Below are 12587 nucleotides of genomic sequence, written 5' to 3'. Positions count from 1 at the left end.
GTGGAGGTGGTCGCGTGCCAGACCGACAACCGACCCCTATCGGCGCCTCGCTGTCAGGCGAGCCGGCGCCGACGGTCCCCCCATGCCGGAATCAGCCCGAGCTGAGGGCGGTGCCGGATGGGGATCGAGACGGGGGAGGTTCCGGTCAGACGCCGGTGGTTTTCCCCTGGGGAAGACGCAAGGTCCTACTGCTGAACGCCACGTTCGAGCCGCTCACAGCCTTGTCGCTGCGCCGGGCGGTCGTGCTGGTGGTGTGCGGCAAAGCCGAGGTCGTGCACGGGGACGCCTCAGGGCTGGTGCTGCACTCGTCGAAGTCCGAGGTGCTCGTGCCGTCCGTGATCCGGCTGAGCTCCTACGTGCGCGTTCCTTACCGCGGCCGCGTGCCGATGACCCGTGCCGGGCTCATGCACCGCGACCGTTACCGCTGCGCCTACTGCGGCGGGCGGGCCGAGACGATCGACCACGTCGTGCCGCGCTCGCGTGGCGGACCTCACACCTGGACCAACTGCGTCGCCTGCTGTGCGAAGTGCAACCACCGGAAGGCGGACAAGCTGCTGTCCGAACTGGGCTGGCGGCTGCGCGTCGTTCCCGCGGCGCCGCGTGGCCCGCACTGGCGGCTGCTCGCCGGCGTGGCCGAGGCTGATCCGCAGTGGTTGCCGTACCTGGGTGAACCCGCGGCCTGATCTGCCGCTTCGCGGGCGGGTCAGGCCGCGAGGGAGAAGTCGTCCCGACGTGCGGTGATGCGCACGGAGTCGTCGTGCGCCGTGATGCGGACGCTGTCGTCGCGCCGGGCCGTGATGCGGACGCTGTCGTCGTGCGCGGTGATGCGCACCGAGTCGTCGTGCGCGGTGATGCGCACGGAGTCGTCCATCGTGATGCGGACCGAGTCGTCCTCAGCGGTGATGCGGACGCTGTCGTCCATCGTGATGCGCACGGAGTCCTCACGCGCCGTGATCCTGACCGAGTCGTCGTGCGCGGTGATCCGGACGGAGTCCTCACGCGCCGTGATGCGCACCGAGTCGGTCATCGTGATCCTGACCGAATCGCTCGCCGTGATGCGGACCGAGTCCGCCATGGTGATGCGCACCGAGTCGGACGCCGTGATCCGCACCGAATCGCGGGCCGTGATCCGAACGGAGTCGTCCCGCGTGATCCGGACGGAGTCACTGGCAGTAATACGCACCGAACCGTCCTTGTAGCTCGGAAGAGTGAAGGTCACGGCCTGGGGGCGGGTGATCGTGAACATTTTGTGTCCTCCAACTCGTTCGGGGCGGGTGCGCAAGACCCGTATAGGTGAAAAGCTAGGAGGTGGATGTTCCGGGAACAAGACCCCAAACCGGCACCCGTTCGCCTCCGACCGGGTGAGGTCTGACCGGGCGTAACCACTGCGCCGCACGAGAGCGCTCATTGCCCTCACTGGCCGGTGTGGACACGCTCTGTAGTGTCCATTTCGATGGAACATGACATGCGTCACACCGCAAAAGGCCTGCACGGGCGGGGATTCCGGGCTCTCACCGCCGCCTGGGCCGTGTCGCTCGTCGGCGACGGCGTGCGCGTGGTCGCGCTGCCCCTGTTCACGGCCGCCACCACCCGCAGTCCGCTCGCGGTGTCCGCTGTCGCCGTCGCCCTCACGCTGCCCTGGCTGCTCGTCGCGCTGCCGGCGGGCGCCCTGGTCGACCGGTGGAGACCGAGAACCGTGGTCGTCGTGGCCCACTGGGTGCGCGCCGGGGTGACCGGATCGCTCGCGCTGGCGGTCCACACCGGACACGCGACGGTCGTCGTCTTGTGCGCCACGGCTTTCGTGCTGACCTCCGCCGAGACGTTCGCGGACTCGGCGTCGCAGGTGCTGCTCGTCGAACTGGCGGGTCCGGGCGACCTGGAGGCCGCGAACGGCCGGTTCGTCGCGATCGAGACGGTCGGCATGGACCTCGCCGGTCCGCTGGCCGCGGCGGTGCTGTTCTGGTGGGAACCGGCCGCCTGCTTCGCGCTCGACGCGGCGTCGTTCGTGATCTCCGCGGTGCTGGTGTCCCGGGTACCGGACGTCGCCTCCCGCCGGTCCCGCGGTGATCTTCGCGGGCAGCTGCTGGAGGGGGCGCGGTTCCTGGTGCGCACGCCGGGCCTGCGGTCACTGGTAGTTGCCGTTGCAATCACAGCTTTCTGCGCGGCGGCGGTCAACGCCGTTCTGGCGCTCTACTCCATCCAGGTACTCGGCCTCGCCGAACCGGTGGTTCCGGCGCTCGTCGTGTGCATGGCGGCCGGTGCTCTGCTAGGCGCCTGGCTGTCACCGCGGCTCGCGTCCCGGTGGGGCGCCGGCCGGGTGATGGTCGGTTTCCTGGCGTTGCTCGGGACCGCGTTCGCGGTGTTCGGTCTCGTACCCCGGCTGGTGGTCGCGCTGCTCGCGTGCCTGCTGTTCGGGCTGGCGTCGGCGGGCTGGAACGTGCTGTCCGCGACCCGGCGGCAACGGCTCACACCAGGGCCGATGATGGGTCGCGTGACGAGCGCCTACCGCGTGCTCGCCTGGGGTCTGGCGCCGCTGGGGGCGGGTCTCGCCGGGCCGCTCGCGTCGGCGACGTCGCTCGGGACGGTCTACGTCGTGGCGGGCTCGATCGTGGGACTCGCCGCGATCTTGCTGGCCCGGCCGCTCGCGCGCGGCTGAGTTCGGCTACCGTACCCGCCGTGACCATCGTGGAGACCGTTCTCGTCTTCGCGCTGATCCCGCTGGCGATCTACGGCGTGATCACGCTGCTGACGGTGAGGCCAAAGGCCACCCGGATTCCCCGGTACCGGCCCGGCCAGGAGTGGGGCTACGCCCCGGTGTGGTGGAGCGCGAACCCGGCCGGGTTGAGCGCGGACCACCACAGCGCCGCCGAGCCCGCTGCCTCGGGTTCGAGCGCCAAGGGAGGTGCCCGTGGCAACTGGTAAGGCGATCGAGGCCGTCGACCCGGCGACGCTGCCGCTCGGAGCCGTCGTGACCAACAGCGGCCGGGTGTCCGCGGCGAAGATGTACGAGCCGCACGCGCCGGAGCTGCCGTTCACGCCGACCCAGCTCGCGCAGCTGGACGAGGCGCTGACGCTGTCCAGCCGCACCACCGGCCTCGACTTCAGCGTGTACCTGGGCGAGCTCGGCTCGTCCTCCCGTGAGCGCGCGGAGGAGCTGCACGGCTCCACCGACCGCCCGTCGCACCACGTCCTCGTGGCCGTGTCGCCGGGTGAGCGCGTCGTCGAGATCGTGACCGGCGAGGAGTCGCACCGCCGTCTCGCCGACCGCGGCGCCAAGCTCGCGGTGATGAGCATGGTGGCGTCCTTCAAGGAGGGCGACCTCGCGGGCGGCCTGATCTCGGGCCTGCGCATGCTCACCGACCAGGCGGGCCACGCACCGCGGTCCTGACCCACGTGCTTTCGAACGCCCCCGGTGCCGCACCGGGGGCGTTTTCTACGCGCTGACGTCGTTGCGCGAGACCACGAGCCCGCAGATCCGCTCCCAGCCGAGCCGGCTGTACAGGTGCACGCCCTCAGCCGACGAGAACAGCAGCCCGGTCTTCGCCCCGGCGTCCACCGCCTCACGGGCCAGCGCGCCCATCACGACGCTGCCGAGCCCGCGCCGGCGGTGTGCCTCCGCGGTCTCGATCCGGTGCGCCACGGCGTCCTCGCCGACCACGGCCATCAGCCCGCTCGCGGTCTGTTCGCCGTCCCGCAGCACCCGCACACCGATGACCGGCCCGCGCGTCACCTCGACCGCGTAGCCCGCCGGCGGTGCGGCCACCGGGTGGTCGGCCAGCGCGCGCCGCATGAACGTCTCGTCCGGCCGTGCCACGACCAGCCCGGCCGCCTCGACGGCCGCGGTGACGTCCTCCGACGCGTCGGACAGCACGCTCAGCCAGTTCGGTTCGGTGGTGGCGGCCACGACCGCGGCCGCCGCGGCGACGTCGTCGGAGCCGGTGACGATCCACTCGAACTTCCGGCGCGACCGGTTCACGTGCACGACCAGCCGGCCGTCACGGCGTTCGGAGGTCAGCCCGTCGGCGGCGATCCAGCCGCGGTGCCAGCGCTCGGCCAGTTCGTCGATCATGCTTCTCCCTCGGGGTCGGACGCGTCGAGGACGCGGGCCAGGAGCATGGTGGCCGGACTGAAGCCTGCTCGCTGGTAGAACCGCACCGAGCGTTCGCTGGGTGACAGGACGACGCGGGCGCAGTTGCGGGTACGTGCGTGCGCGACGGCCGCGTCGAGCAGGGTGGTGCCGATGCCGCGATCGCGATGGGCGGCGAGCACGAACGCGTTGCCCAGGTATGCCCATCGACCGGCCGGCCTGCCTGGCCGGGGCATCCGCTCGAACAGGGCGAGGTTCACCATGCCCACCGCCTCGCCGTCGATCTCGGCTACGAACGTCGTCCGGCGTGGCGCTTCCGCGGTGCACCACTGGGCGAAGCGCTCGTCGAAGTCAGCGTCGTCGAGCGGACCGCCCGCCTCCTCTTCCGACCATGCCCGTCGCAACGTCGTCAGCGCCGCCGTGTCGCGTTCGCCGGCCTGTCGTACCAACACCCACACACCCCCAACAGACGGGAAAGCCCCGTGCCGCCATCGAAGCGGCACGGGGCTCACCCGCCAAACGATTTCAGGAGCGGTCGAACTCCTGCGCGGCCAACGCGCGCACGATGCCCGCACGGCCCTCGGACACCAACCGGCGCAGCGCGGGCGGGTGCTCGTCCGCCAGCCACGCGTCAGCGGCCTCCACAGTGGACTTCGCGATCGACCAGGCCGGGAACATGCCCACGACCATCGACTGCGCGCGCTCGGACGAGCGGCGGTCCCACACGCCCTTCACGTCGGCGAAGTAGCGCTCGACGTACGGCGCGAGCAGCTCCTTCTGGCTCGGGTGCGAGATGCCCGCGATGATCGACTCGCTGACCGCGTTGGGCAGGTCGTCGTCGTTCACGGCGCGGTCCCACGCCTCGTCCTTGGCCGCGGTCGTCGGCCGCAGGGCGCGGGCCGACTGGGCACGGCGGTGGCCGGTGGAGGTCGGGTCGCGCTCCTCCTCGGCGGTGATCTCCGCCAGGTCGGCCTTGCCGTGCGCGACCAGCGCGTGCAGCAGGCGCCAGCGCAGGTCCGTGTCGACGTCGAGGCCCTCCAGCACCGCCGAGCCGTCGTACCAGCCGCGCAGGACGTCCAAAGTGGAGTCGTCGAGCACCGACGACGTCAGCGCGTTCACGAACGCGAGCTGGTGGTCCGAACCCGGCTCGGCCGACTGGGCCAGCTCGAGGGCGGTCGCCACGAACCGGCGCCAGCCCTCCGCGCGCCACGAGTCGTCCGCGTAGGACGACAGCGAGGTCTGGGCCTGGAGCAGAAGCCGTTGCACCACACCGACCTCGGTCTCGGAACCCAGGCCGGCGAGGACGAGGTTCACGAAGTCGCGGGCCTTCAGCTCGGCCTCGCGGGTCATCTCCCACGCGGCCGACCAGCACAGCGTGCGCGGCAGCGGCTCGGCGACGTCGGAGATGTGGTCGATCAGCGCGGCCAGCGAGTCGGGGTCGAGGCGCATCGTGCAGTACGTGAGGTCGTCGTCGTTGACCAGCACGATCTTGCCGCGGTGCACGCCGACGAGCTCCGGCACCTCGGTGCGGTCGCCGGTCACGTCCAGCTCGTGGCGGTGCGTGCGGACGAGCTTGCCGCTCTCGTCGGCGTCGTAGACACCGATCGCGATGCGGTGCGTGCGCAGCTCACCGGCACCCGGACGGGCACCGCCCTGCAACACGGCGAACTCGGTGAACCTGCCGTCCGCGTCCACGGTGAACTTGGGGCGCAACAGGTTCAGGCCGGTGGTCTCCAGCCACTGCGCGCTCCACCACGACAGGTCGCGGCCCGACGCCTCTTCCAGCGCGCCGAGCAGGTCCGCGAGCGTCGCGTTGCCCCAGGCGTGCTTGGCGAAGTAGACCCGCAGGCCCGCCAGGAAGTTCTCCAGACCGACGTACGCGACGAGCTGCTTCAGGACGGAGGCGCCCTTGGCGTAGGTGATGCCGTCGAAGTTGACCTCGACGGCCTGCACGTCGGAGATGTCCGCGGCGACCGGGTGCGTCGAGGGCAGCTGGTCTTGCCGGTAGGCCCACGACTTCTCGATCTTCGCGAACGTCGTCCAGGCCTGGCGGTACTCGGTGGCCTCGGCCTGCGCGAGCACGGACGCCCAGGTGGCGAACGACTCGTTCAGCCACAGGTCGTCCCACCAGCGCATCGTCACGAGGTCGCCGAACCACATGTGCGCCATCTCGTGCAGCACGGTCTCGGCGCGGCGCTCGTAGAGGTAGCGGGTGACGCGGCTGCGGAAGACGTAGTCCTCCAGGAACGTGACGCAGCCCGCGTTCTCCATCGCGCCCGCGTTGAACTCCGGCACGAAGCACTGGTCGTACTTGCCGAACGGGTACTGCACCCCGAACGCCTTGTGGAAGAACCCGAAGCCCTGCTTGGTCTCGGTGAACAGCCGCTCGTGGTCCATGTGCGGGGCGAGCGAGGCGCGGCAGTAGATGCCCAGCGGGATGCGGAAGTCGCCCTCGACGAACTCGTCGCGCCACTCGGCGTACGGACCGGCGACCAGGGCGACGATGTAGGTCGACATCGGCTTGGTGGTGGCGAACGTGTGCACGTCCGCGCCGCCTTCGCCGGGCTCGGTGGCGGTGATCTCGCCGTTCGAGATGACCTTCCAGTCGTGCGGGGCGGTGACCTTCATCGAGTAGACCGACTTGAGGTCGGGCTGGTCGAAGCACGCGAACATGCGCTTGGCGTCCGCGGTCTCGAACTGCGAGTACAGGTACACGCCGCCGTCGACCGGGTCGACGAACCGGTGCAGGCCCTCGCCGGTGTTCATGTACCGGCAGTCGGCCTCGATCGTGAGCTCGTTGGTCTCCGCGAGGTCCGGCAGCACGACGCCGTCCTCCTCGCGGTAGGAGGAGACGTCGAGCTCGCTGCCGTTGAGCACAGCGCGGTGCACGGTCGCCGCCACGATGTCGATCCACGAGGAAGCACCCGGAGTCCGGCTGCGGAACACCACGGTGGTGGTGGAGCGGAACGTGTCCGAACCCGGCTTCCCGCCGCCGTCGGTCAGGTCCAGCTCGATCCGGTAGGACTCCACTTCCAGCAGCTCAGCACGTTCCTGAGCCTGGTCGCGGGTGAGGTTGGGCGCGGCCACTGGTCACCTCGTCTGCCACGCGTTTGGTTACGCGCTGACGTCGTCGGAATGGTTATGACTCCCGCATCCAATCACGGAAGCGCCGTGCGGGAAGAGATGACAGGGTGATCTGGTTGGGCTGATGGGGCGATAACCGCACCCGACGCGACAGAACGCGACTGAAGGGGCACGCATGGCCGACAAGGCGAAGGTCGATTTCTACTTCGACCCTCTTTGTCCGTTCGCCTGGATCTCCTCCCGGTGGATCCTCGAGGTGGAGAAGGTCCGAGACATCGACCTGAGCTTCCACGTCATGAGTCTTTCCGTGCTGAACGAGGGCCGCGACCTGCCCGAGCAGTACAAGGAGCTCATGACCAAGGGCTGGGGTCCGGTGCGCGTCGCCATCGCGGCGGAGCAGAAGTTCGGCAACGAGGTGCTGCCGAAGCTGTACGCGGCGATGGGCACGCGCATCCACAACGAGGGCATGAAGGACTTCGACGAGGTCATCCCGCTGGCTCTCGAGGACGCCGGCCTCCCGGCGGAGCTCGCCGAGGCGGCGAGCTCGACCGAGTACGACGAGGCGCTGCGGGCGTCGCACCACCGCGGCATGGACCCGGTCGGCATGGACGTCGGCACGCCGACCATCCACATCGACGGTGTCGCGTTCTTCGGCCCGGTGCTGACGAAGATCCCGCGGGGCGAGGAGGCGGGCACGATCTTCGACGGCGCCCGGCTGCTGGCCGGCTACCCGCACTTCTTCGAGCTGAAGCGCACCAGGACGGGCGACCTGGACTTCAGCTGAGTTTTCTGTCAGGGGTGGTCGCTAACGTCGTGAGACATGGCAGACCACCACGTCGAAGTCGCAGTTCAGGGTCCCTGGTCGCTGGGGACGTCCCGGGCCTTCTGGGAGGGCTTCACGCCGTCCGCGCTGCCTGTGCGCGACGGCGGGGCGCTGCGCTCGACGTTCCTGGTCGAAGGTGAGTGGCGTCGTGCCTCGGTCTCCGTGACCCAGGCCGGCGCCACAGCTCTGTTGTCCCTTTCCGGCGACGGGGACCTCGACCTCGCCGCGGCACAGGTGTGCCGGTTCCTGTCCCTGGACGTCGACGGCTCCGGCTGGCCCGCAGTGGCGTCGCGCGACCCGGTGGTCGCCGAGGCGCAGGCCGCGTTCCCCGGTCTGCGGCCGTGCGGCTTCTACTCGCCGTACGAGGCGGCGGCGTGGTCGGTGCTGTCGCAGCGGGTGAGCATGGCGCAGGCGGCCAGGCTGAAGGCTTCTCTGGTGGTCGACGGCGTGTTCCCGTCGCCTGCCGAGCTGCTCTCGCTGGAGCTCGACCTGCCCGGCCGCAAGCCCGAGTACCTGCGCGCGGTGGCCCGGGCGGCGCTGGACGGGCTGCTGGACGCCGTCGCGTTGCGGGCGTTGAACCCCGCGGCGGCCGTGCTGGCGGTGCAGCAGGTCAAGGGGCTCGGCCCGTTCGCGGCGGAGCTGGTGGTGCTGCGCGGGGCCAACGCGCCGGATGCCGTGCCGCACAACGAGGCCCGGCTCACCGACGAGGTCCGCGAGCGGTACGGGCGGCCGTTGACCGAGGTGTCCGAGGCGTGGCGGCCGTACCGGACGTGGGCGGCCGTGCACCTGCGGGTGCTGCGCGAGCAGCGGCTGGGAGGTGCACTGGCGGCTTCCGGCCCGCGGACGTGACCCCTGCCCGGTGATGTGACACCCTGGACCCGACAAGCGCCAGAAGTGTCACACCGCCGTCTGGAGGGCTCTCGTGATCGAGGTCGTCAACCCCGCCACCGAGGAAGTCGTCGGCACGCTCGCCGAAGGCACACCGGCCGACGTCGACACGGCCGTGGCCGCGGCGGTCGCGGCCTTCCCGGCGTGGTCGCAGACCTCGGTCGACGAACGGGCGAAGGCGGTCCGCACCGTCATCGACGGGCTGGAGGACCGCGCCGACGAGCTGGCGCGGACCATGACCCGCGAGATGGGCACGCCGCTCACCTTCAGCCAGAAGGTGCAGGTGGCGAACCCGATCTCCATCGCGGAGGGCGTGGCCGCCGTGCTGGAGGCCGGCTACTTCGAGCCGGAGGAGATCGGCAACTCGCTGGTCTTCCGCGAACCGGTCGGGGTCGTCGCCGCCATCACGCCGTGGAACTTCCCGCTCCAGCAGATGGTCGCGAAGGTCGTCCCTGCGCTCGCCGCGGGCAACACCGTGGTGCTCAAGCCGAGCGAGCTCGCGCCGGGCACCGCCGACCTGCTCGCCGAGATCATCGCGACGGCCGTTCCCGAGGGCGTGTTCGGGCTCGTGCACGGCACCGGGCCAGTCGTCGGCGAGGCGCTGGCGGCGCACCCGGACGTCGACATGGTGTCGTTCACCGGCTCCACCAGGGCCGGGCGCCGCGTGTCGGCGGTGGCGGCCGAGACGGTCAAGCGGGTCGCGCTGGAGCTGGGCGGCAAGTCGGCGTGCATCGTGCTCGACGACGCCGACCTCGGTCGCGCGGTGAAGATCGCGGTCGCCAACTCGTTCATGAACAACGGCCAGGCGTGCAGCGCGTGGACCCGGCTGCTCGTCCCGGCCGACCGCCACGACGAGGCCGTCGAGCTGGCCGCCGCCGCGGCGGGGAAGTACACCTCGGCCGATCCGGCCGAGCCGTCGACGCGCATCGGGCCGGCGGTGTCGAAGGCGCAGCGCGACCGCGTCGTCGGCTACATCCGCAAGGGGGTCGAGGAGGGCGCGACGCTGGCGGCTGGCGGCCCGGAAGCGCCGCTGCCGCAGGGCTTCTACGTCACGCCGACGGTGTTCGGCAACGTCACGCCCGAGATGACGATCGCGCAGGAGGAGATCTTCGGACCGGTCCTGTCGGTCATGCCGTACACCGGCGAGGACGACGCGGTGCGCATCGCCAACTCCACCATCTACGGCCTGGCGGGCGGCGTGTTCTCCGCAGACACCGACCGGGCGCTGCGGGTGGCGAAGCGCCTGCGCACCGGCCAGGTCGACATCAACGCCGCGGCGTTCAACACGAGCGCGCCCTTCGGCGGCTACCGCCAGTCGGGCAACGGCCGCGAGTTCGGCCGGTTCGGCCTCGACGAGTTCTGCGAGATCAAGTCGGTCCAGCGGTAATTGGGCTGCGGGAGCGGCCGTGGCGGCGTATCACTGCTGCCATGGCTGACTCCGCTCTGAGCATCAGGACCATCACCGAGTCCGACCTCCCGGACTTCCACCGGGTGTTCGCGTGGTCGTTCCTCGACGAACCCGTCGCGGACCACCGCTGGCTGAAGGTGCTGGAGCTCGAACGGGCCCACGCCGTGTTCGACGGCGACGAGATGATCGGCACCGGCGGTGTCCTCACCCGTCAGCTCACCGTGCCCGGTGGCGTCCAGGCCGACGTCGGCGCGGTGACCGTGGTGGGTGTCAAACCCGGCAACCGGCGCCGCGGCATGGCGTCGCTGCTCATGAGGACGCAGCTGCACAGCATCCACGACGCCGGGGAGTCCCTCGCGATCCTGTGGGCGTCGGAGGGCTCGATCTACCGGCGCTTCGGGTACGGCGAGTACGCGTCGAGCCTGTCGATGCTGAAGATGCCGACGCGGATGCCGTTCCACCCCGGCGTGACCGTGAGCCCGGCGCGGATCCGGCAGGTCACGCGCGACGAGGCGATGCCGTTCATGCGCGAGGTCCACGACCGCGTGCGCCGCGCGCGGACCGGCTGGCTCAGCCGTGTGGAGAAGTCGTGGGACGTCCACCTCTCCGACGCCGAACGCGACCGCGGCGGCCTCACGTCCTACCGCTACTGCCTGCACCCCGAGGGCTACGTCGTCTTCCGGGTGAAGCACGGCGGCGACAACGGCGGGCCGTCGCACGAGCTGCACGTGCGCGAGCTGGTCTGCGAGACCGAGCAGGCCCACGCCGACCTCTACCGGTTCCTGCTGGACCTCGACCTGGCGGGCAGCATCTCGTTCTTCACCGCCGCGGACGACCCGATCCTGCACATGGTCGACAACCCGCGGAAGGTGCGGCGGGAGCTGACCGACGCGCTGTGGCTGCGGGTCGTCGACGTCGAGAAGGCGCTGCGGCTGCGCCGCTACTCGTCCGATGTGGACAGTGTGCTGGAGGTCGAGGACCCGCTGTGCCCGTGGAACTCCGGGCGCTGGCGCCTCACCGCGAAGGGCGGCGAGGCGGTGGTCACGCGCACCGAGGACCCGGCCGACGTGTCAGTCGACGTCGCCGCTCTGGGCAGCGCATACCTCGGCGGTACAAGGCTTTCCGTGCTCAGGCGCGCACACCGCGTGGTCGAGCACACGGCCGGACACGTCGACGCTCTCTCGTTGGCGTTCCTCGATGCGCGTGAGCCGCATTGCCCCGAGGTGTTCTGACGGAACTACGGCAGGCGTTCACTCGTTGACTGTTCACCAGGCGTGGGAGGTAGTGCCGTGGGAACGGTCGTGTGGGTTGTAGTGCTTGTTTTGCTGGTCGCGGGTGTGTTCTACCTGGTCAGCCAGAGCAACGCGCGCAAGGCGCGGGAGCTCGACGACGCCAAGGCGGAAGCCCGCCGGTGGGTCGAGCGGCTGGGCGGGCAGGTGATGAGCCTCACGGGCAGCAACGCCGCGTCGACGCAGGCGCTGGCCGACGCGTCCGAGCGCTTCACCGCGGCCGGCTCGCAGATGGAACAGGCCCGCACGATCCCGCAGGCGCAGCTGGTCACCCAGACCGCGATGGAGGGTCTGCACTACGTGCGTGCGGCCCGTGAGGCCATGGGCATGGACCCCGGTCCCGCGCTGCCCGAGAGCGCCGGCCAGAAGCAGGCCGGTGCCGTCAGCGAGGACCGCCAGGTCACGGTCGAGGGCCACCAGTACGCCGCGTCGCCGCAGTCCGGTTCGGGCACGCCGTACTACTACCCCGGTGGCATGGTCGCGGGCCGCCCGGTGCCGCGTGGCTGGTACTCCGAGCCGTGGTGGAAGCCCGCGCTCGTGGCGGGCGCGTGGGGCGTGGGCACGTTCCTGCTGATGGACGCCATGTTCTCGGGCATGCACGGCATCGGCGACTACGGCATGGCCGACATGGGCGCCGGCGACTTCGGCGGAGACATGGGCGACTTCGGCGGCGGCGACATGGGCGGTGCCGACATGGGCGACGCCGGCGGGTTCGACTTCGGCGACATGGGCGGTTTCGACTTCTAGCGGAAAGTGCTCACGAACTGAGCACTTTCCGGCCGCACCCGAAAAGTCATCCGACCCTTTTTCTGGAGTCGATCTTCAGCGCTGTGGTCGCCCTCAGGGCTGGCAGACGGGGCACCAGAAGAGGTTCCGGCCGGCCAGTTCGGTGGTCAGGACCTCGGTGCCGCACAGGAAGCACGGCTGTCCGGCACGGCGGTAGACGTACACCTCGCCGCCGTGCCGGTCCGTGCGCGGCGCCCGGCCCATCGCCTTCGGCAGGTGCTC

14 protein-coding genes are annotated in these 12587 nt (G+C 70.6%); 9 read left to right on the top strand and 5 right to left on the bottom strand.

All coding sequences use genetic code 11. From position 1 onward, the window contains the following. Positions 1–14 precede the first annotated feature (14 nt). On the top strand, positions 15–683 hold the full coding sequence (locus VF330_RS27630) for an HNH endonuclease (protein ID WP_330854605.1): 669 nt from the start codon (positions 15–17) through the stop codon (positions 681–683). A gap of 20 nt (positions 684–703) precedes the next feature. Here VF330_RS27630 and VF330_RS27625 read toward each other — a convergent pair whose 3' ends face one another. Further along, on the bottom strand, positions 704–1246 hold the full coding sequence (locus VF330_RS27625) for a DUF2345 domain-containing protein (RefSeq protein ID WP_330854604.1): 543 nt from the start codon (positions 1244–1246) through the stop codon (positions 704–706). A 219-nt stretch (positions 1247–1465) separates the two neighbouring features. On the opposite strand from VF330_RS27625, the gene VF330_RS27620 reads away from it, so the two are divergent. Genes VF330_RS27620 through VF330_RS27610 form a run of 3 tightly spaced genes read left to right on the top strand, consistent with a single transcriptional unit; the run spans position 1466 to position 3388 of the window. Next, the gene (locus VF330_RS27620) at positions 1466–2656 is read left to right on the top strand and encodes an MFS transporter (RefSeq protein ID WP_330854603.1); all 1191 of its coding nucleotides are present in this window, start codon (positions 1466–1468) and stop codon (positions 2654–2656) included. A 20-nt stretch (positions 2657–2676) separates the two neighbouring features. After that, positions 2677–2922, top strand: a complete 246-nt coding sequence (locus VF330_RS27615; RefSeq protein ID WP_330854602.1) for a hypothetical protein — start codon at positions 2677–2679, stop codon at positions 2920–2922. Beyond that, positions 2909–3388 (top strand): DUF5130 family protein, encoded by a 480-nt coding sequence (locus VF330_RS27610; RefSeq protein WP_330854601.1) that lies wholly within the window; start codon positions 2909–2911, stop codon positions 3386–3388. Before VF330_RS27615 ends, VF330_RS27610 begins: the two co-directional genes overlap by 14 nt. A gap of 45 nt (positions 3389–3433) precedes the next feature. Here the strand turns inward: VF330_RS27610 and VF330_RS27605 are convergent, their stop codons facing one another. From VF330_RS27605 to pepN, 3 genes are all read right to left on the bottom strand, one after another. Continuing rightward, complete coding sequence (locus VF330_RS27605; RefSeq protein ID WP_330854600.1) at positions 3434–4069, bottom strand: GNAT family N-acetyltransferase; 636 nt, start codon at positions 4067–4069, stop codon at positions 3434–3436. After that, positions 4066–4539 carry a GNAT family N-acetyltransferase gene (locus tag VF330_RS27600; protein ID WP_330854599.1) on the bottom strand — a complete coding sequence of 158 codons (474 nt, stop codon included), beginning with the start codon at positions 4537–4539 and terminating at the stop codon, positions 4066–4068. The genes VF330_RS27605 and VF330_RS27600 overlap by 4 nt, the downstream gene beginning before the upstream one ends. Before the next feature lie 73 nt (positions 4540–4612). After that, positions 4613–7174, bottom strand: a complete 2562-nt coding sequence (gene pepN, locus VF330_RS27595; protein ID WP_330854598.1) for an aminopeptidase N — start codon at positions 7172–7174, stop codon at positions 4613–4615. A gap of 172 nt (positions 7175–7346) precedes the next feature. Here pepN and VF330_RS27590 point away from each other — a divergent pair, with 172 nt between their 5' ends. The 5 genes from VF330_RS27590 (at position 7347) to VF330_RS27570 (ending at position 12326) form a co-directional block, all read left to right on the top strand. After that, on the top strand, positions 7347–7955 hold the full coding sequence (locus tag VF330_RS27590; protein ID WP_330854597.1) for a DsbA family protein: 609 nt from the start codon (positions 7347–7349) through the stop codon (positions 7953–7955). Between the two features lie 36 nt (positions 7956–7991). Next, positions 7992–8843, top strand: coding sequence for a DNA-3-methyladenine glycosylase 2 family protein (locus VF330_RS27585; RefSeq protein WP_330854596.1), 852 nt, complete (start codon positions 7992–7994; stop codon positions 8841–8843). A gap of 73 nt (positions 8844–8916) precedes the next feature. Then, positions 8917–10269, top strand: coding sequence for an aldehyde dehydrogenase family protein (locus VF330_RS27580; protein ID WP_330854595.1), 1353 nt, complete (start codon positions 8917–8919; stop codon positions 10267–10269). A gap of 41 nt (positions 10270–10310) precedes the next feature. Beyond that, positions 10311–11522: a GNAT family N-acetyltransferase gene (locus tag VF330_RS27575; RefSeq protein ID WP_330854594.1), complete on the top strand. Its 1212-nt coding sequence runs from the start codon at positions 10311–10313 to the stop codon at positions 11520–11522. A gap of 57 nt (positions 11523–11579) precedes the next feature. Beyond that, complete coding sequence (locus VF330_RS27570; protein ID WP_330854593.1) at positions 11580–12326, top strand: hypothetical protein; 747 nt, start codon at positions 11580–11582, stop codon at positions 12324–12326. 93 nt (positions 12327–12419) lie between these two features. On the opposite strand, the gene VF330_RS27565 is transcribed toward VF330_RS27570, so the two are convergent. Next, a partial coding sequence (locus VF330_RS27565; protein ID WP_330854625.1) for a zinc finger domain-containing protein occupies positions 12420–12587 on the bottom strand: 168 nt, incomplete at its 5' end.

Source organism: Lentzea sp. (genome assembly GCF_036380075.1).
Taxonomy (GTDB): domain Bacteria; phylum Actinomycetota; class Actinomycetes; order Mycobacteriales; family Pseudonocardiaceae; genus Lentzea.
This window is presented reverse-complemented; position numbering and strand designations above follow the sequence as displayed.